Below are 19,559 nucleotides of genomic sequence, written 5' to 3'. Positions count from 1 at the left end.
GTGTACAAGAAAGTGTTAACTACAGTGGTTACGGCAAGTATATTTATGAGCTATATGCCAATTGTAAGCCTAGCTTCTCCTACGTCAACTTCGCAAGAACAATCAAAAAATGGACTTGTTGAAGAGCATGAACTGAGTGGAACAGGCACAATAGATTCTAACTCTCAGCCTAATCAATCATCTGAGGCGGCAACGTCTGCTTCAGATGTATCTTCTTCTACCAGTTCTACCGAGTCTATGACAGCATCGGAATCATCCGAGCCAGCGCTGGCTACTGTCTCTTTTGAAACAGATGCAGAGCATCCATTTACCGATGGAACAATTGCGAAAAATGTTTCGGTTGACGAAAAGGATTCCATCACGAAAGATCAGGTTCCGGATTTTTCTGAGCAGGACGAAGCTGCCTTTGTCGGCTGGAAAGCCGACGCACGAACCTACACGATTGAAGATTTGGAAGAAAATCCTGTTGATCAAGATCAAGTCTATTCCGCGGTCTTCAAGGAAAACAAACCCGCAGTTAACTTAAAGGCTGTCTCTGATTCGATCAAGGATGTCATCAATGCCGCGGATAAGACAAAAGTCATCGTTGTACCCAGCCCAGCTGGTGACGGCGCTGCGTATAAAGAATATGAAAGCTCGGATACAGGGTTGAAAACAGCATTATTCGATTTATATACAAATGGCGGTGGAAATGATTTCGTACTGTATGTCGGAAAATCCTTCTCAGTAAGTGAGGCGACAACCGCGAAGGCTGTTCCAGCGACCGTATCGGATAAAAATATTACCTTTACCGCGCTTCAGGGAAAAGTCAATACACTGGCAATCACTGGAAATAGCAATGATCCTGTGGACGCGACGGATTCAAATGGTGCAAATACCTTAACCTTCGAGAATCCGGTTCATTTTGGGACCAATATCCAATTGAGAAATATTAAATATACGGGATCGGCGATTTATACCAACGGTCATGATCTGACGTTAGCTGCCAGCGCCTCTGGTCCGGCGACTTCTTCAGTCTATGGCGGAACGGACAAAGGGGATGTCAGCGGCAATCCTACCATTACGGTGAATAGTACAGGAACTGGACTATGGCATTTTTATGGCGGGAATGAGGCTGGTGGAACCTTAAAAGGCAATCCTACGATCAACATCAATAACACCACTGCTGGTATTACTGATTTGGTTGGCGGTGCAGAACAAGGCACGGTGGATGGAAACATTTCTGTGAACGTAAAAAACATTAACGGAGCATTGACGAATTATTATGGCGGAGGCGAAGGTACGACTGCGAATCACGCGAATGTGACTGGGAATGTGTCTACCACTATCGATATCCAAGATCCCGCGACGAAATTCTCATTAGGTACCTTCTATGGCGGGGTCGAATATGGAGATATCAATGGCGGTATTCAAAACAAGGTAAGCGGTTATGGCAAGTGGTCAAGCCTAACACAAGATTTTAATGGCGGCTCTCGTTCAGGAAATATTGGAACGGATCGAGGACAGGCGGCAATCACGACGAACCTTGACAGCAGTAAATTTTCAGATGGTACCGCGGCTTTTGTCGGTGCGAATTCGAATGAAGGAACGATTATGGGTTCCATCAGCAATACGATCAAAGCTGGCGTTTATCATGAAGGCTCTCTTCGCAGTGTCAATGGCGGAGCTGGACTGGATGTAGAGGTCGCCAACCTCCAAACCGGAAGTGACGCGGCTTATGATGCAATGAGCCCCCAAGATCGTAAGGCTTTTGCAGAAAAAACAGCCAGGTTTAAAGTCTATGGAAATATCACCACAGATATTTTAGAAGGAATGATTAGTGAAGGTGGCGACAATACCGCGTATGCCAGAGGTGCTGGTTATGGCGGATATGTCGAAGGCGATACGACGATTGAAGTAGGAACGCTCCGTGCGGATAAAAAAGTCGGCGGTCCTGGCTTTGTCTATAATTCTGGCGGCAGACAATACAAGGACGGTATCGATTATCGAAATAAAAGGCCTTATGTAACAGAAGCAATCGGTACTTTTGATATTGTCGGCGGCGGCGGAAGCAACGCGGCTCGGGCGACCAACATGTACATTTGGGGAAATACCAAGACGATCCATAACAATGATTTAGCTCGTTGGACATACGGCGGAGGCTTTTCGGGCATCATCGAGGGAACCACGACGAACGAGATGAACGCGGGTATGGTTTCCACCCTTGAAGGTGCGGGGTATTCCGGCAAACGTGTGTATGGGAATACTAAATCTATCGTAATTTATGGTGAAGTTGACTGGTTCTTATCTGGCGGCGGCTGGAATGATCAGAAAATCGTCGGGGATGTCGGTGTTGAAGTACATGACGGAATCATCAACGCATCCATGGGTGCATCCTATGGTTCCGGCGCCGATCATACAGTTGATGGAGATTCACATAATTTCATTTATGGCGGAGACTTTTCTGGTACTCCATTGAAAGGACCAAGCGCTTTTTCAGGGGGAATTACGAATACGGGGAAATTATTAGGAAATGCTAATTTAACGATCGATTTGAGGAATTATCAGGGCGATTTTAAACTTCCTAGCGGGACAAGTATCTCTGGCGGAAGACCTTATAATGGTACAACCTCTTTAGGTACCTCAGAACAGAATACGATCACCTTGAATATCTATCTCAAGGATGGTGTGGATTCATTAGCCGGAGCGAATGTGTATGGTGATGGCGGAACAAGGGCTACGAATACGAAAAATGGAAAAATCACCATGAATATTCAAGGGGTAGGTTCCAATATCGGGCATATCTATGCGACACAATATTCAAATATTAGTGGCGGCAAGATTCTCCGCGATGTTACGGCGAATATCCAAGGAGCAGCCAGCATTGATGGCTTTTCTGGCGGATCAGAGGGGGATAATTTCACCAACACGATCGTCAAGAACAGCACCAACAAATCTGTCTTTAATTTTGGGACGGATGTTGATGGGACTGGCGTGATTCAGAAAACTCCGATCAAGGTAAATGGCGGAGGTGTCGTGAACTTTACACAATTGAATGTAACCAATGGTCTAAAGCTTGAAGCGGATCAAGGGAATATTTCGAATGGTAAGGGAGCGAATGCTGCGAATCATGGCTCTAACTACAATGAGTTTGGAGACATCCATTTAACTAAAAATGCCGGATTGGCCGTTGCGAAGGCAGGGCAATTGATTTCTGGCGGAAAGCTGACTGTCGAAGATGAAGGCACACTGGAGTCCCCTCAAGGAACCGGCGTGGTCAATCTCTCGGACTTTGAAACACCGGATGCGTCGAAAGACCGTCTTACTTGGATCAAAAATACGGATGATACAAGCAAACTGGTGAATAACAAGGGAACCTGGTTTGGTGATACAAAAGGGTACCAAGTATTGACCATTAACCCAACAAAGGCGAATGCGGAAAAAATCACACCGCAGAATTTTACCGGTTTTGAGAAAGCTACAGGTAAAACATATATCGGGGATAACGATGTTCAATCAGATGCAAATGGCTATGGTGTGATGATTCCCGGTTCAGTGATTGATTATGAGGTTGAAAATCCTGGAATCGCTGAAGGAAAAGGCGCGATCACTCACGACGTTCAAGGAGTCAAGGAAAACAACGCGCCATTGACTATCTCTGCTTGGGGAACAGTGGTTGCTGGAAAAGAAGTTCAAAAAGGACGGTTAGTTGTTCCTTTCAAAACGGGCCAACAGCCTAAATTGAGCTTTGCTCCCGATAAGGCAACCGGTTCTTGGCTATACAGCGGAAATATTGTTTCCTCGAAACTAAATAGTCAGCCTGATACGTTAAAGGAAAGCACTACGACGGATCCAGTCGATTGGCAAGTGCCTGATGGAGAATACAGCTATCAGGTGAAAGTGAAATATTCAAATGAAGCGCAACTGACGGCTAAAAATGTCATCGTTACAGAGCAGGAAGCTAGCAAATTAGCGACCAAAGAGGACGTGATGAAGATCATGGAGGCTTCAGGGCGGCCATTATTGAAGGAAGACATTACTCCTGATGTCTTGGCGACTATCCAAAAGCCGTTAGCGGAAAATGAAACCTATCGAAAACAACCGATCCATTACAGTGTTGGCTCATCTGACACAAACAAAAAGGAAGTAACAGCGAACCTTGTTATTGTTCCTAATGACAGCGCGGTTTCAGACGATCGTTCATTTGCCGTTTATGCGCAGGATGCACGTTTCAGTCTCGCGGATGCCAATGCATTACAATCTATCGATGAACTTAATACCCATACAAAAGCTCAGGTGATTTTTGCGGATGACACGCCGAATGCTGCGCCAAGCTTGCCGCAGACGACGTTTGACAGTATCAAAAACACCACCGCCGCTGAAATCATCAAGAATATTCCGACTACTTATTCCTATGATTTAAACGGAAAGCATGTAGAAAAACAAGTGAATGTTCAGATTTCAGGGGAATTGAAGCTGGAAGAAGTACCAAGTGCGATGGATTTTGGAACGCAAAAGGTTTCAAACAAAACAGCAACCTATTGGCCCACTCTAAAAGGGAATCTCGTTGTCAGCGATACTCGTGGAGCAGGCAAGAAGACATGGCGTTTAATGGTTGCCCAAACTTCACCATTGACAGATGGAAATGATTCTCTAGCAGATGGGCTAACCTTTTCAAAGGATGGCACCAGCGACACCACGATCGGCACAGAGCAGGTTAAGGTAGAGGAGAAGAAATTCACCAATGATGGGGAAGAGGTTGTCAACCAAGACTGGGGCAAAGACAGTAAAAAAGGAATCAAGCTGACCGTCCCTGCCAACAAGCAAAAAGTCGGCAACTATAAAGGAACCTTGTCCTGGACATTGGAAGATGTTCCAAACAATAACTAAACAAATGAAAGAAGGCATATAGCATGAAAAACATTTCTAAATTATTCTTATCAACCGTGATCTTAGGATCATTAGCAGCGGCGCCGGTAACAACTTTTGCGGCAGATGGCGGCGTGTATCATTCAAATGGCGTGATCGAATTCGTACCAAATGATGACCAAACAAACCCGGTTGATCCCGTTGATCCAGTAAACCCAGTCGATCCAGTTGACCCAACTGATCCAGATGGCAAGCCAGATCCAGGAACAAAAGGTCCATTATCTATCGACTTTGCTTCAAGCCTAGATTTCGGTCAACAAAAAATCACCTCAACTGACCAAGTCTATAAAGCGGCACCTCAGCTTTATCATTTGTTAGGTGAGGATGGCAAACCAACTGGTACAGATAAAAAAGGTCCGAACTACGTCCAAGTAACAGACGATCGCGGAACTGAAACAGGTTGGACGTTGACTTTGGCTCAGGATGCACAATTCAAAAGCGATAAGAACCATGAGCTAAAAGGCGCGGAAATCACTATGAAAAACGCGAATATCCAAACCGCTTCTGATTCGCCAAAGCCAACTACAACAGCTACGATCACATTAGTTCCTGGCGATGACACAAACCCAGGCGCTGCGGTAACAGTAATGTCAGCAGCAGCGGGTCAAGGTGCGGGTACTTTCCTAAATGACTGGGGTACCGATGAAGCATCTGGTGCGGATAGTATCCAATTAGCTGTTCCAGGCTCAACAACGAAATACGCGGAAAAATATTCAACGAAATTAACTTGGACATTAACGGATGTTCCAGGAAACTCAGGTACACCAGCACCTTAAGCTGTGTCAGATCATACATCAAGTAAGATTCGTCTTTGACGAATCTTGCTTTGTTTACATATAGAAGGAGAAAAGCGTAATGAAGTTCAAAAAATCTATGATCGCGTTGGGGATTCTGCTTGTTTCAGTTTTTGCTGGAACGATTCCGACCTTTGCGAGTGAATTCAGCTTTGCCGTAACACCAGTCATTCCAGAAAACCAAATCGATAAAACCAAAACCTATTTTGATTTGAAGATGGCACCGGATCAAAAGGAACAGGTCAATGTGGAGCTGCGTAATGATACCGACCGCAATGTAAAGGTCGATGTGACAGTCAATAGCGCCACTACCAATTCAAATGTCATCGTGGAATACGGGAAAAATAAAATCGCTCCCGATAAAAGCTTGAAATACAACTTGAAGGACTATGTAAAGGCACCGAATCAAGTAACGATCAACGCCCATTCCACCTTACAGGTACCCTTTGATTTGACCATGCCTAAGGAGCAGTTTGACGGCTTGATGGCCGGCGGGATCACCTTTAAAGAAGCGAAGGATGAAAAAACCACTGAAAACACCTCTGAGCAAAAGGGCTTGGCAATCGAAAATGAGTATTCTTACGTTGTTGCTTTATTGATGCGCCAAAATACAACGAAGGTAACTCCGCAAATGGCCTTGAATACTGTTAAACCAAGTCAGCTGAATGCCCGTAATGTCATCGTCTCTAACCTGCAAAATTCCAAGGCGACTTACATCAATCAAGTAGCGATCGATGCGGAAATCACCAAAAAAGGCGATTCAACTGTTCTTTACAGCGAACATCATGATGGATTGCAAATCGCGCCAAACTCTCAGTTTGATTTTCCAGTACACCTAAACGGCAAGCCATTAGAGGCTGGAAAATACCACATCAAGCTTGTAGTAAACGGGGATAAAAACGCGGAAGGACAATATATTCGCGGAAAAGATAAGGACAATCAGGCAGAACATTACACGAATCAGTGGGTCTTCGACAAAGACTTTACTATCGATGGACAGGTTGCCCGCAAATTGAATGATAAGGACGTTACCATCAAGAAGGATTACACTTGGTTGTACATTTTGATCGGTATTCTATTACTGCTTTTGGTATTGTTTATTATTTGGCTGATTTGGAGAAAAAAGAAAAAAGATGAAGAAGACAAGGAAAACAAAGCAGAATAGTCTACTCAAGATCATTTTATTGCTGCTGACTTATATCGGCTTGCTGCTGGTATTTTTTCCAATTATCAAGGATCTGGTATTTGTTGAAAAAACGACTCATACTACCATCACCAAGATCAATCAGGCGAAGGAAATCGAGAACATACCCTTTGATCGGATCGATGCGCCTACATTGCGTGAGATTGCTGAGAGCAGTCCGCAAAATCTGGAAAGTATCGGGGAAATCCAACTGCCTTCGATCGACTTGGTGACACCGATCTTCTCAGGCTTGAGCCAGCAGCAGATGATTTACGGCGCCGGATCGATGTATCCCAAACGTGATCCCCGCCGTAATAATCTTGTTCTTCTGGGACATCATGTGGGCGTCTCGGATCTGCTTTTCGGGAAATTGCAGCAGGCGAAGGTTGGTCAAAAAATTTATTTGCGCTATTTATCCGATTATTTGGAGTATGTCATCACGGAGCAAAAAACGATCGACGAAACCGATCTCGCTTATTTAGCCGAGAGCAGCTCGCCCAAGCTGACCTTGATCACCTGTGATAAGCCGACGTTGACGAAAAAGAGGATCGCGGTGATAGCCCAGCCGATAAAAGCAGCGGGGGCAGCATCCGTTAAAACCAAAATGAACAAGGAAACAAAGCAATACAAACAGGTGCAGACAAGCTTGCGGATCAAAAAAATCGTGTGGCCGATCGTCTGTCTGGCGGTGCTGTTTATTTTAGTGACGATTGGCATTCTAAAGAAAGTTTGAGTGACGAAAAATGAAAGACCCTAAAAAGAAAATCGTGATTGCTGGCTCCATAATGCTTTTTTCAAGCGCGCTCTTTTTTGAAGGGAGCATCGTCTTTGGAAAGACAGCCATCTATGACCCTACGAATCCCAATCAGGAGATCCTGCCTGCCGATCCAAGCGAAAGCACAAAAGCTGCTAGTAAATCAAGCGGCAACCAAGCCACGAGTTCAAGCAGTTCACAAGAAGCACCTGCGAAACCCGAACCAGAACCTAGAAAAACAGATAAAAAGAAGGAAATATCTAAAAAGAGAAGGAAACACTATATCGATGATTCCTTCTTTTCGAACACCAGCAATCAAGCAGCGGTACTTAACGCGCCTTCAGGTGGGGCTGGCGCTTCAGGCGGTGGGCACTATCTAGCGGAAACAGTCCAACTGCTCTCGGGAGTGGCTCTTTACGGAAGAAAGAAGTGAAATGAAGTGATGGAATTAGAAAATTTACTGAATAAAGACGGAAAACGAAAATATCAGTTTATGCGTTTTTTGGAGGAAGCGACCGATTTAAGCGCGTTAAATTCAACGATCCAAGACCGTCTTGATTTGTCAAATTTTCTATTTAATAAAACGATCGATGAGTTAAACACTGATTTTGATGCGTTTCAGCTGACCGAATATTTTTCACTGGAAACTGATACTCAGCTCACTCGATTGATTGAAAATGGCCAAGCCACTTCGGATATCCTGCTGGAGCATTACCTAAAAGAGTCAATGAGCTTTCAAATTCTAGCCGATCTTTTTACGGAGACTTATATCTCGACCCATGAATTTGCTTTGAACCATTTTACAAGCTATTCAAAGGTCTATTCCCGCACGTTGGAATTAAAAAAAATGTTTAAGCCGCTAGAGGTCACGGTCAATAAAAAATATCAGGTCACAGGAAATGAAGAAACGATTCGCTTTGTTTACACACGTTTGTTCAGCTTTGCCTTTCCGAAAGAGTACGCTTTTTATGATGAGGCACTTAAACAAACCCTCGTGCAGACGGGTGATGCGATCGTTGAGCAGTTCGGCAATATGGGCAAGCATTTGGAATACAAGCTGACTCATTTTTTAGCGGTCTCTTTATATCGGGAAAAGTTGGGGTATCATTTAGCAGACTACAGCGACAACAAAGAAAAGGTCTTTCAATCCTTAAGCCAAACCTTTCAGGCAGAATATGACTTTTTGTCGGATCTTGGGCTACCATCGCTAGTGACCAAGGAAGTCTTCTGCTTTTTATATACCCACTCTCTCTTTAATGAAGCCAAGCGGTCTGATCTAGCTGTTGGCAAACGAATTGAACGCCTTAATGGTCGATTTTTAGCTGAGTTTGAAGACCGCCTTGGCAAGCTGAACCCGGAAACACTTCAGGCGGTAAAAAACGAGTTGACACGGATTCATTTTGAGGTGATCTATTTTCCAATCAACCTGTTTTATTCCTACGAACGCTTCGACGTCACCTTTTTCGAGGAGTCCTACTTAGAGTTTTTTGACTTTTGTCGAGAATATTTGATGGACGAAGCCTTCATTCGCAAAGAGGGCTTCGAAGGAATACGATCGTATTTGTTCTATCACTATTTGATGATCTTGGTCAGTCAGGTTTCTTTAGAAGCCATTTCGCCAGAGATCGTTGTCTGTATCGACTTTTCCTTCGGCCAGCAATACAACCTGTTCATTGAGAAGAACCTAGCGTTTTTCGTCTCACTCAATCTGACCATCACCAATCACTATTCCGATCAGGTGGATGTAGTCATCACTAATTTAAATGAGCTGTATGCCTCATATGATGTAAAAAGCGTCATCTGGCTTGATCCGCCAAGACCCTCCGATTGGGCGAATTTAGCGAATATCGTCAATGATGTACGGATCGAAAAACGGTCATAAATATGAAAACAAGAAGCAGTGTGATGGTTTAACCCGCAAACCGTTGCACTGTTTTTTTGAGACGTCCTAAATTTTTTAGAATGTATAAGTTATCAGATTATTCAGATAATATTTGTGCAACACTAGTGAGTTCTCGTACAAAAACATAGAAGAACATCTTTGGATAATCTCCAACAACATAAGCTAGCTGCGTTTATTTAGTCAAATTTCACGAAAGATCAAAATGATTTTAATCTTAATTTCATGTATAATTAGTCTTACCAAAGAATTAGAAATGATAGAGTGAACAACAATATTGAAAAGAAGGCTTATCGAAATGCCCCTGCATTCGTTTTCTTCGTAGTACTTATTCTGATTGTGCTATACACGTTAAAAGAACCCTTAATGGTCAAGGGACATTATTTGATGGGTTCGGTGGGATTAATATCTTCGTCTTTCACATTATCAAAGGTTATTCGGGATAATTAGGAGGATGAAGAAATAAAATGTTCCGCATCTAAGATGACGAGAACGAAGAATAAGACAACTCTACCGATTCCTATTCGCATTGTTTAAAACATGAATTCATAAGTAATAAAAAATCAGTTAGGACGCTGGCTATGGAAATGAACGATAATTTTTTGAAGCTTCAAATAACTACTCAAGATATGTCGAAAATGCTGCTAGTGGGGTTATTAGGAATGATTGGCGTTATTGCTAGTATCAGTTATGGAGGTTGCTTACTTTATGAAGCACTCAAGGCTGATCGGTTAGCAAGTATTTTCTTGCTTTTTGAATCCATAACCTTTTGGAATCTTATACCGGCTTTAGTATTTTTAGCGGTGATATTCTGGATTTCTAGTATTTTTTTCCTTCAGGGCCTCAGAGACATTATTTTTTTAGTGAAATATCAAGGCATTGTTTTCTATATGGATTCTCAAGGGATGCAGTTTTATAATTTTGATACAAAAGAATTTAAAACAAAAACGTGGGCTGATTTTGAAGATGTGGGCTGCTATAAACAAGAATCTGAAAAATTATTATATAAGTATCAAATCAAATTTACTGATGGAGATGTTTATGACTTTGACTTAAGAGGAACCATCCCCACAAAAGAATTTGAAGACAAAATCGAAGAATTCTATCTGCGATATAGCGAAATGTAATTCTCTTGCAAAAATGATTTTGAAGGTGTATGCTTACTCGTGAATAAGGGATGGTGTTCCCGATAACTGCTAAAATTAGCTGATGACACCTGTTTAACTATTGTTTATTTGCGTTGCCTGAAAAGGGCAATCCGTGAAAGAACACTAGCTAGGCAGGTGTTTTTTCGCGTATTTTAAAGGAGGAAAACGAACATGGAAACAAGTATTGAAAACATCAAAGCCAGAGAAATTTTTGATTCACGAGGCAATCCAACTGTTGAGGTGGGTGTCTTATTAACGGATGGCTCATTAGGCCGAGCTGAAGTTCCATCTGGGGCTTCAACTGGTGATCGTGAAGCAGTCGAACTGAGAGATGGCGGCGAGCGGCTGCAAGGAAAGGGCGTTTTAAAGGCCGTCAACAACGTAAACACGGAAATTCGTGAAGCACTAGTTGGAAAAACACCCTTTGATCAAGCTGGAATTGATCAACGCATGATTGAGTTAGATGGCACAGCCAACAAGGAACGTCTCGGTGCCAACGCAATTTTAGGTGTTTCGATGGCAGTTGCTCGAGCTGCGGCAGCAAGTCTAAAGATTCCATTGTATCGCTATTTAGGCGGTGTGGATTTAGAATTGCCTCAACCCTTCTTCAACGTAATCAACGGTGGCGTTCATGCGGACTCAGGCATTGATGTACAAGAATTTTTGATTACCCCGGTGGAACGGAAAAGCTTCCGCGATGGTGTGGAAAAAATTGCCAACATTTACCATACATTAAAATCAGTTTTAGCTAAAGAGGGCTACGAAACTGCGGTTGGAGACGAAGGCGGCTTTGCACCAAAACTTGGCAGTACCGAAGCGGCAGTAGAAATGCTGTATCAGGCGATTCAAACGGCAGGCTACCAACCAGGCAGCGAAATTGCAATAGCCTTAGATCCCGCCTCCAGTGAATTTTATTCAGACAAAACCAAAACCTATCACTTTGAAGGTCGTGAACTAACATCTAAAGAACTGTTGCAGTATTACCAAGAATTGGTTGGAAAATATCCAGCCATTATTTCAATTGAAGATGGATTCTCCGAACATGATTGGGACGGCTTCAAGGCACAAACTGAGGTCATGGGGGACAACATTCAATTAGTCGGTGATGACATTTTTGTTACCAATCCAGCTATCTTTAAGGAAGGAATCGAAAAACACATCGCTAATGCAATTTTGATTAAGTTAAATCAAATCGGAACGGTGTCGGAATCGATTGAAACCATCAAGTTGGCACGCAAGAACGGCTACAACACCATGATTTCTCATCGTTCCGGTGAAACGGGTGATACCTTTATTGCCGATTTCGCCGTAGCCATGAATGCTGGACAAATCAAAACGGGTTCAATGGCTCGCAGTGAACGAGTCGAAAAATACAATCAATTTCTACGGATTGAAGAGGAGCTAGGGGATGCAGCCAGCTTGGCAAGGTTTCCCAAGGCTTAGTGCATAAGCAACCGATCAAAAAAGCTCGATCGCAGACAGATGAGACTGTCTATGATCGAGCTTTTTCAGTTAGCTTATTCGCTTTTTTTGTGTGGGAAGTTGATAATTTTCGAGGGTTGTTCAGCCTTCTGAGGATTACTTGGTTCTTCCATCACTAACTGCTTTGGCGGAGGTGAGAATCCGAGACAGTGGTCAGTTGACGACAAACTGGAATCCTTTACAGTTTCTGACCAACTTTCCGAACCAGAATGATGAGAATCATAGAACTGCTTTGACGTTACCGGAATGACTGAAGGAGCTTGGTTAAGGTCTTCTTTTTTCTTCCGTCTTAACACGTTTACCCGTTCCATCAGCTCACGAAATTCCTCCTCGAAGGAATCTGAGTCTGGAGAAGAAAAGCTCCAGCGTTGGACTTTTCCTTGGCTGTTTGTATAGTTAGCAACAAGTTTTACCATAGCAGAATCTCCTCTCTAATAGAGTAAAATATGTTTATTTTCTTGACATGATAGAGTCAAGCTTATACGTCCATAATCACCAGCAGCAGTGAAAATTCATGCTCAGATGAGTGGATCTGGATCGTTCCTTCATAATTATCCACGATTTCACGAATATTTGCCAGACCAAAGCCATGGTTTTTCTTGTCTGCTTTAGTAGTAAGCAGATTCTCTGCTGCGTTGCTGGTAGCAGCTGAAGTAGTATTGGTAATCTCATAGCTGAAGCAGTTACGATGATAGCGCGCTTTAACGGTCAGCTTTCTCTGACTAGGCTCTTCAATTTTTTGACAGGCTTCAATGGCATTGTCCAAGGTATTGGCTAAAATGGTACATAGACTGACATCGTCAATGCCAATGACATTACTGATATCAATATTGATAAAGCAGTCGATCTCATGCTCTTGGGCTAACTGATATTTTATATTTAAAACGTTATTGACTAAGGGATTTTTACAGAATTCACGTTGTTGATTAGTATAGACAGTTGAAAGTTCAGCAAAATAAGCTTTTGCTTCCGCCACCTGATCATCTTCTAAATAAGTACCTACCACACTTAAATGGTTATTTAAGTCATGCTTAAGCTTCCGGATTTCCTGCTGGTTTTTCTCCAGCTCCAGATAATAAGCTTCCTGCATTTTCAAATTTTTATTTTCCATTTCCTTTTTAAAAGCGTCTGAAAGATAGCCCGTCAAATACTGCATACTAAAGCTGGTTAGGGCAGTAGCACCCATCACTGGAAAGGTTAGCCAAATCGTATCAGGTGAAAAGATCACGATAAAAATAATCCCTACCAGCGGTCCTAAGCAAATTAAACTGATCATGCCCCATGCAGAAGCGTTTAGCACTTTTTTTGCATTGGTAATCTTCTGTTTAAAGCCCCGATAGACTCCATACCATAACAAACTTTTCACACTGGAAAAAACCACATGCAGCAGCGCGTCTATCAACTTCCCTTGAATAGTCATGAAAAAGATGTAAGCCCCAATTTCTTCCAGTAAAAAATTAGATGCAATCACTAAAGGTAGTAAAATCGCGATCGTACTAATCTTTCTGATGACTGTCCCATTGAAGCCAATGAAAATCGTTAGCACAAACAAAAGGGATACGCCAAGGACATTTGCCACATCCTGTGGTTGGATAACGGTCAGCACAATGATAAACAGCATGAAACCAACCAGTGCTTTCATGATTCGATTGTTTTTGACCGGGATAAAACAATTCACTGTTCGGTAAAAATAATAGGCTGCAATAATATGAAACAGATCATTAAGCAGGATTAATAAACGGAAAACTAGATTCATTGGTCTACTCCAGTAAAGTTCTAGCGAAGGCAAGCTGCAGTTCTTGCCTGTTCGCCCGACTAAGCGGCAACGACTGACCAGCACAGCAGACGCTCGTACTGCTGATTTCTTCAACAAACTGCAGGTTTACGAGATAGCGGTTGTGGATCCGAATGAAAGAATCTGGCAGCTCCAGTTCAATTTCATTGAGCTTGCCATAAAAGGTAAAGGTCCCCGTTCTTGTTTGAACATGAACCTTTCTACCTTCACTACAAAAGTAGGAAATATCCTGCAGCAGCAGCTTTCGCTGACTGCCCTTATGGCTGAACAGAAAGGCTTGCTTATTGTTTATACTAAGCTCAGAAAGTGCATAATCCAGCACCTCGAGAATTTTTTGTTCCTTATAAGGCTTCAAAATATAGTGCAGGGCTTTTACCTCGTATCCTTGGAACACATAGTCTGGATGTGAAGTAACAAAAATGAGAATGGTTTCTGTAACCTGCTTGCGTAAGAGTCGTGCAGTGTCCATCCCGTTCAGCTGACCCATTTCAATATCGAGAAATAAAATGTCGGGAGTAACCGTCGTTAACTGAGCCAATAAAGCCTCGCCACTTTCAAATTCATCGATTTGATAGGACAGCCCCTTTAATTGCAGAGATCGTTCTACGGTTTTTCGCAAAGTATTGCGCTGTTTTGGTTCATCATCACAAATCGCAATTCGCATCATTCTCACACTCCCTGTTCATTATTTTATCATAATTCCCCTGCAAAACTTTACAAAAATTGGGACAAAGTTGACATTGCCTTATCTATTTTACCGCTGCTGTTTTGCTTACTATTAGAGTATAGAAAACGTGATAAAGGAAAGAGGAGGAGTTATATCATGCTGCAGGTGAATCATTTATGGAAAAGCTATCAAAGTGGGAAGATGACCTACGATGTCTTAAAGGATGTTTCTTTTACAATTGAAAAGGGGGAGTTCGTTGGGGTGATGGGTCCTTCAGGAAGCGGGAAAACTACGCTGCTGAATTGTATTTCCTGCTTTATCCCTTATGAAAAAGGAGAAATCTTGTTAAACGGCTCCAAGCTGGCTGCCTTGGAGGAAGAACAAATGGCAGAGGTTCGCAATGAAAAGCTGGGGTTTGTCTTTCAGGATTTCATGCTGCTGGATGGCTTAACTATTTTTGAAAATGTCTGTATTCCTAAAATTATCAAAAATGCCCCTTACCGCAAAATGGAAGCCAAAGCACAAAAATTGCTTCGCATGTTTGATATTGAAGAAATCGGCCAGAAATATCCTGTCGAGGTTTCTGGCGGACAAAAACAACGAACAGCCGTAGCTCGGGCATTAATGAATAATCCCTTGCTGATTTTAGCCGATGAACCGACTGGAAACTTAGATAGTCGCTCAAGTGCTGCGGTAATCGGGGCCTTCGCTGAAGCGCAACGCGAGCTGGATGCAACGATCTGTATGGTTACTCATGACAGCTTTTCAGCCAGCTATTGTGATCGGGTGATTGTGATGAAGGATGGCCATGTATTTACTGAGCTGACACGTAAGGGCAGTCCGGCTGTCTTTCATGATGAATTGCTTCAGGTGCTTAAGGAACTGAGTGGAGGCGCTAGTCATGAACATGGATAAAGTTTTCAGCAAGCTGCGCCGCTACAATCGCGGCAATTATGTTCAGCTGGTCTTTTGCTTAGCCTTTGCCGTTCTTTTAGTCACCTCCTTTGCAGCGACCATGTACAGTCAAACTGTGCAAACCGTGCTGCCGCTGGGAGGAGATTCCCGTAAGCAGGTTAACCTGATCTTTGCGGTGGCTTTAATCGGCTGTTTAATGTTTGCCGTTTATGCAGCAAGTCTTTTTTTCAAATACAAAAGCAGAGAGACCGGCGTATTTTTGGCACTTGGTGCTTCGAAAAGGATGCTAGCGAAGGCCTTCTATAAGGAATTAGGAAAGATTTTGCTGGCCTGCAGTCTTGTCGGCATTATTGTAGGAAATATTACTTCCTTTCTGATTTGGCAGGCCTTTCGTTTACTAGTGATTGACACTAGTCAGATGGTGTATCGGTTTTCTCCGATAGGCTCTGTTATCGGTTTAGTGTTTAGTTTAGTTGTTGGCTTGTTTGTGCTAGGTCTAGCGTATCTATTTATGAAGCGCAGCAATTTAATGGACATTTTAAACGAACAACGTAAAAACGAACCGATTCAGGAAGTGACGAAAATCTATGGCTTGCTTGGTCTGGTAATGGTTGTCGCAGGGGTGTTATTAGGCTATATCGTGCCGATGATCTCAGCAAATTTGCTTAAATTTAACCTGCCAGCGATCTGGGGCGTGACCTATCTCCTGTCCGTTGTAGGGATTTATCGGATACTCACATATTTGATTTCCCATCATGAACGAGGCAGACGGCCCCAAAGCTATTACAAAAAAATCATCCCCTTCAGTATGATGAAATTTCAAGGAAAGCAAACCGTCCGCAATATGTGCGTGATGGCTCTGTTAGTATTAGCGAGTCTGATGGCTTTGTTCTATGTCCCAATGAATTCTGTTTCCTTCTGGTCAATTGACGATAATCCGGTTGATTTCACCCTGCCTTTTCCTGATTCTATTGATCTTATGAATCAGGCCGATATTGAAAGCTTGGCTGCTGAGCATGGAGTAGCGGTAACAGATTACCAAGAGGTCGTTTTTGCTAAATTGCTTGCCAGCGGAGTGGAACGGGATTGGACCGATGACGGGGAGTTTATTGAAGACTATCAAGAAAAGAGCCGCTACAGTGAGTTTATCAGCGCTTCTGATTATCAACAAGCGACAGGGGAAGAGCTGAAGGTACCACAAGGAAAGTACTACATTTTATCAGGTGGGCCTGAAGGATTCTGGGATAAGTTTGATGATTTGGATAAGGTAACCAACCCAGTGACGGATGAATCCTTTGATCTAGCTTTTGCTGGCGATAAACAAGGTTCAGCTCTTCATCGGTTTGGGATAGATCGTTATGTATTAAATGATGCCGATTTTGCCCAAATAGTCGGTGAAGGAATGCCGGCAGAACATCGGTTGAAGCAGTTAATGTTTAATGTAGAGGAAAACGAGGCTGCTCAAGCATTCGCCCAAGATGTATTTCAACTATTTGTTGATTGCTCACCAGCGGAAATGGCGCGAATCAATCCCTTTGATGAGTATCAGTTTGAACAGGCCAAGGCCGCCAATGACCCCTATGGCAATGATATTCCGATTGAATTAAACGTGGACAATCCTGACTTAAGAGACAATTGGAAATATTATCCCAACATTAAAATCATCATGAAGCAAAACTTTCTGCGAGATATGGCAGTGTACTTCTTGCTCTTTGTTTATGTAGCGATTATCTGTCTAGCAGCTGTCGGGATTATTGGTTATACCCGCAGTATCACGATTGGCATCAATAATAAACAATTGTTCGATGATTTAACGAAGCTAGGAGCCAACAAGCGGTACATTCGCAAGACAATCAATTCGCAACTAACCAAGATCTTTGTCTTCCCAATGGTAATCGGAGGAATCGTGGTAATGCTTTATACACTGCTGATTTTCTGGGGCAATGATCAGGTGCTGACCCCAGAAGAGTGGAAATCGTATGTAATCGATGCTGGGCTAGTTGTTGTTGTGAGTCTTTACATTTATATCGTCTATCGCGCTTCTTTGAAAAAATTACTGAAGATTGTTTATCAGTAGGAGCAGTTCGAAACAGCAAGTTATTATAAAAAAATAGCCGATTAAGCTGGCAACTGTTAAGGATGACTTGTTTTAGCAGCTGCCAGCTTGTATGATTAAAAGAAATACAAGCGATGCAAAGGAGAAGCTATGTTTGTTTACGAGATGCGATTGCCAAAAACAAAACTTCCCAAAGGATATCCTTACGACGTTTTTGCGGTTCAAGAAATCCTAAAACAAGCAGGCTCTCTGTCTTTTACGGCACCCGTTACTTTTTTATCTGGTGACAACGGGACGGGGAAATCAACTATTTTGGAAGCTATCGCAGTGGCCTACAGTATTAATCCTGAAGGGGGAAGTCAGAACTTTAACTTTGCCACAGTGGAAAGTCATTCTTCCTTACATGAACAGGTGATTTTAGTCAAAAAAGGGGATATCCCGCGAACTAAATTCTTTTTGCGTTCCGAAACCTACTACAATGTTGCCTCAGAATTAGAGGAACTAGGAAAAGAGTCATCCTTAGCTCATGCCTCTTACGGTGGCCAACCGTTGCATACGCGTTCACATGGAGAAGGTCTATTATCCATCATCGAAAATCGTTTTGGCGACAAAGGCTTTTATTTATTAGACGAGCCGGAAGCGGGGCTGGCAACCAGTCGCCAATTTGCCTTGCTGCAGGAAATCCATCGCCTAGTAAAAGGCGGCTCGCAATTAATTATTGCCACCCACTCGCCAGTCATTATGTCTTATCCCGATGCGGTTATTTATCAGTTTTCACAGGTCGGAATTGAAAAGCTTCCTTTAGAAGAAACCATCGCCTTTAAGGAGACGAAGCTGTTTTACGATGATCCGAAGCGGATGCTGCATTATTTGTTGGAGGAATAGGAAGAGAATTACTGTTTATAAAAAATACACATCCCTTCTTAACTTAAAGAGGATGTGTATTCTTGTTTTAAGCTTGTTGTGCAGTATTTTCACTAATATAGTGGTCATAAAGCATTTCTAAAAACTGAATTTCAGTCACATTTCGATAGGGTAATACATAAAAATTAGTAAATTGGAAGATACTTACGATGTTCCAGAAGAAGAATGAAACACGCAAGATTAAAAACTCAACCTTATAACCGTACATGATTTGTTGGCTTAAGCTAATCGCTTCTGAAGCACTTAATTGGGGATTCTTCTCCAATAAAAAGTTGGTCATAGCATACGCAGCACTTTTGATAATACCTGGAATAACAAAAAGCAGCGACCAAAGGAAAGTGTAAATAGCAATTAAGACATTTGCTTTTAATATTCTATTTTTCTGAGCCTTAACAAAATAAGTGAAGATTTTTAGCCCATCGGCACGCTCACCCCGTAATGTATGGATGGCACACCACTGCAGAACAGCTGTGGATAAAGCAGCAATTAAAAACATAAGTACAATGGCCAAAATCATTAACAAAAACCAGAAAAAGCGTGAAACTCCTGCATAAGGATAAATATAGCCAGAGTTGTAATAACCATAATTATAAGAAAAACTATTGAATAAATTCAATAGGCTGTAGTAGCCATTTGCTAAAAATCGCATTGAGGCCAATCGGAAAATAAAATTAGCTAAAAATTCTACAATAATTAAAAGTACGATGGTCTTACACCATTCACCATATCTTCCAGATAGTTTTTCTTGAGCACGTTTTTTTATTTCGGCTCTGGTAATATTCATTCCTTCAGCTTTTTCAAGCTTCAATTCTAACTCATCATCTGTTTTCATTTGATTAATCCGGTTAGCCAACCGTTTATCTAGAGGTTCATTATCTTTTGGTACTCCCTGTTCCAAGCTAAATCCACATTTGGGACAAAATTTTGCCTCGGAGTTTAGCTCTGTGCCGCAATTTGGACAGTATTTCATTTTCTTCACCCTAACTAAATTATTTATTATTTCATTTTTTTCCAACAATAATGATAGTGCTAA

16 protein-coding genes and 1 riboswitch are annotated in these 19,559 nt (G+C 42.3%); of the genes, 12 read left to right on the top strand and 4 right to left on the bottom strand.

The window, feature by feature from the left end; all coding sequences use genetic code 11:
- Positions 1–45: 45 nt before the first annotated feature.
- From I588_RS09510 to eno, 9 genes are all read left to right on the top strand, one after another.
- The gene (locus I588_RS09510) at positions 46–4,869 is read left to right on the top strand and encodes a hypothetical protein (RefSeq protein WP_162141129.1); all 4,824 of its coding nucleotides are present in this window, start codon (positions 46–48) and stop codon (positions 4,867–4,869) included.
- A gap of 23 nt (positions 4,870–4,892) precedes the next feature.
- On the top strand, positions 4,893–5,684 hold the full coding sequence (locus tag I588_RS09505; RefSeq protein WP_010755247.1) for a WxL domain-containing protein: 792 nt from the start codon (positions 4,893–4,895) through the stop codon (positions 5,682–5,684).
- 79 nt (positions 5,685–5,763) lie between these two features.
- Positions 5,764–6,867 (top strand): WxLIP family cell surface protein, encoded by a 1,104-nt coding sequence (locus I588_RS09500; RefSeq protein ID WP_010755248.1) that lies wholly within the window; start codon positions 5,764–5,766, stop codon positions 6,865–6,867.
- Positions 6,836–7,618 (top strand): class A sortase, encoded by a 783-nt coding sequence (locus I588_RS26415; protein WP_010755249.1) that lies wholly within the window; start codon positions 6,836–6,838, stop codon positions 7,616–7,618. Before I588_RS09500 ends, I588_RS26415 begins: the two co-directional genes overlap by 32 nt.
- Before the next feature lie 10 nt (positions 7,619–7,628).
- Positions 7,629–8,072 (top strand): hypothetical protein, encoded by a 444-nt coding sequence (locus tag I588_RS09490; RefSeq protein ID WP_010755250.1) that lies wholly within the window; start codon positions 7,629–7,631, stop codon positions 8,070–8,072.
- Positions 8,073–8,081: 9 nt separating this feature from the next.
- Entirely contained in the window at positions 8,082–9,521 is a 1,440-nt protein-coding gene (locus tag I588_RS09485) for a helix-turn-helix domain-containing protein (RefSeq protein ID WP_010755251.1), read from the top strand.
- A 294-nt stretch (positions 9,522–9,815) separates the two neighbouring features.
- Entirely contained in the window at positions 9,816–9,989 is a 174-nt protein-coding gene (locus I588_RS26810) for a YiaA/YiaB family inner membrane protein (RefSeq protein ID WP_071879644.1), read from the top strand.
- Positions 9,990–10,120: 131 nt separating this feature from the next.
- Positions 10,121–10,666: a hypothetical protein gene (locus I588_RS09480; protein ID WP_010755252.1), complete on the top strand. Its 546-nt coding sequence runs from the start codon at positions 10,121–10,123 to the stop codon at positions 10,664–10,666.
- A gap of 37 nt (positions 10,667–10,703) precedes the next feature.
- A riboswitch (Fluoride riboswitch) is annotated at positions 10,704–10,765 on the top strand.
- Positions 10,766–10,858: 93 nt separating this feature from the next.
- A complete protein-coding gene (gene eno, locus I588_RS09475; RefSeq protein WP_010755253.1) occupies positions 10,859–12,130 on the top strand; it encodes a phosphopyruvate hydratase in 1,272 nt (423 codons plus the stop codon).
- Between the two features lie 74 nt (positions 12,131–12,204).
- Here the strand turns inward: eno and I588_RS09470 are convergent, their stop codons facing one another.
- The 3 genes from I588_RS09470 to I588_RS09460 form a co-directional block, all read right to left on the bottom strand.
- A complete protein-coding gene (locus I588_RS09470) occupies positions 12,205–12,585 on the bottom strand; it encodes a hypothetical protein (RefSeq protein ID WP_010755254.1) in 381 nt (126 codons plus the stop codon).
- A 62-nt stretch (positions 12,586–12,647) separates the two neighbouring features.
- Positions 12,648–13,925: a sensor histidine kinase gene (locus I588_RS09465; RefSeq protein WP_010755255.1), complete on the bottom strand. Its 1,278-nt coding sequence runs from the start codon at positions 13,923–13,925 to the stop codon at positions 12,648–12,650.
- A gap of 4 nt (positions 13,926–13,929) precedes the next feature.
- A complete protein-coding gene (locus I588_RS09460) occupies positions 13,930–14,631 on the bottom strand; it encodes a LytR/AlgR family response regulator transcription factor (protein ID WP_010755256.1) in 702 nt (233 codons plus the stop codon).
- Between the two features lie 156 nt (positions 14,632–14,787).
- Here I588_RS09460 and I588_RS09455 point away from each other — a divergent pair, with 156 nt between their 5' ends.
- The 3 genes from I588_RS09455 to I588_RS09445 all read left to right on the top strand — a co-directional run bounded on the left by I588_RS09455 (position 14,788) and on the right by I588_RS09445 (position 18,487).
- Positions 14,788–15,546 (top strand): ABC transporter ATP-binding protein, encoded by a 759-nt coding sequence (locus I588_RS09455; RefSeq protein WP_010755257.1) that lies wholly within the window; start codon positions 14,788–14,790, stop codon positions 15,544–15,546.
- Positions 15,533–17,623, top strand: coding sequence for an FtsX-like permease family protein (locus I588_RS09450; protein ID WP_010755258.1), 2,091 nt, complete (start codon positions 15,533–15,535; stop codon positions 17,621–17,623). Before I588_RS09455 ends, I588_RS09450 begins: the two co-directional genes overlap by 14 nt.
- A 129-nt stretch (positions 17,624–17,752) precedes the next feature.
- Positions 17,753–18,487: an AAA family ATPase gene (locus I588_RS09445; protein ID WP_010755259.1), complete on the top strand. Its 735-nt coding sequence runs from the start codon at positions 17,753–17,755 to the stop codon at positions 18,485–18,487.
- 67 nt (positions 18,488–18,554) lie between these two features.
- Here the strand turns inward: I588_RS09445 and I588_RS09440 are convergent, their stop codons facing one another.
- Positions 18,555–19,541 (bottom strand): DUF975 family protein, encoded by a 987-nt coding sequence (locus I588_RS09440; RefSeq protein WP_245569548.1) that lies wholly within the window; start codon positions 19,539–19,541, stop codon positions 18,555–18,557.
- Between the last annotated feature and the right edge of the window lie 18 nt (positions 19,542–19,559).

The sequence above is a fragment of the Enterococcus pallens ATCC BAA-351 genome (assembly GCF_000407485.1).
Lineage (GTDB): Bacteria > Bacillota > Bacilli > Lactobacillales > Enterococcaceae > Enterococcus_A > Enterococcus_A pallens.
This window is presented reverse-complemented; position numbering and strand designations above follow the sequence as displayed.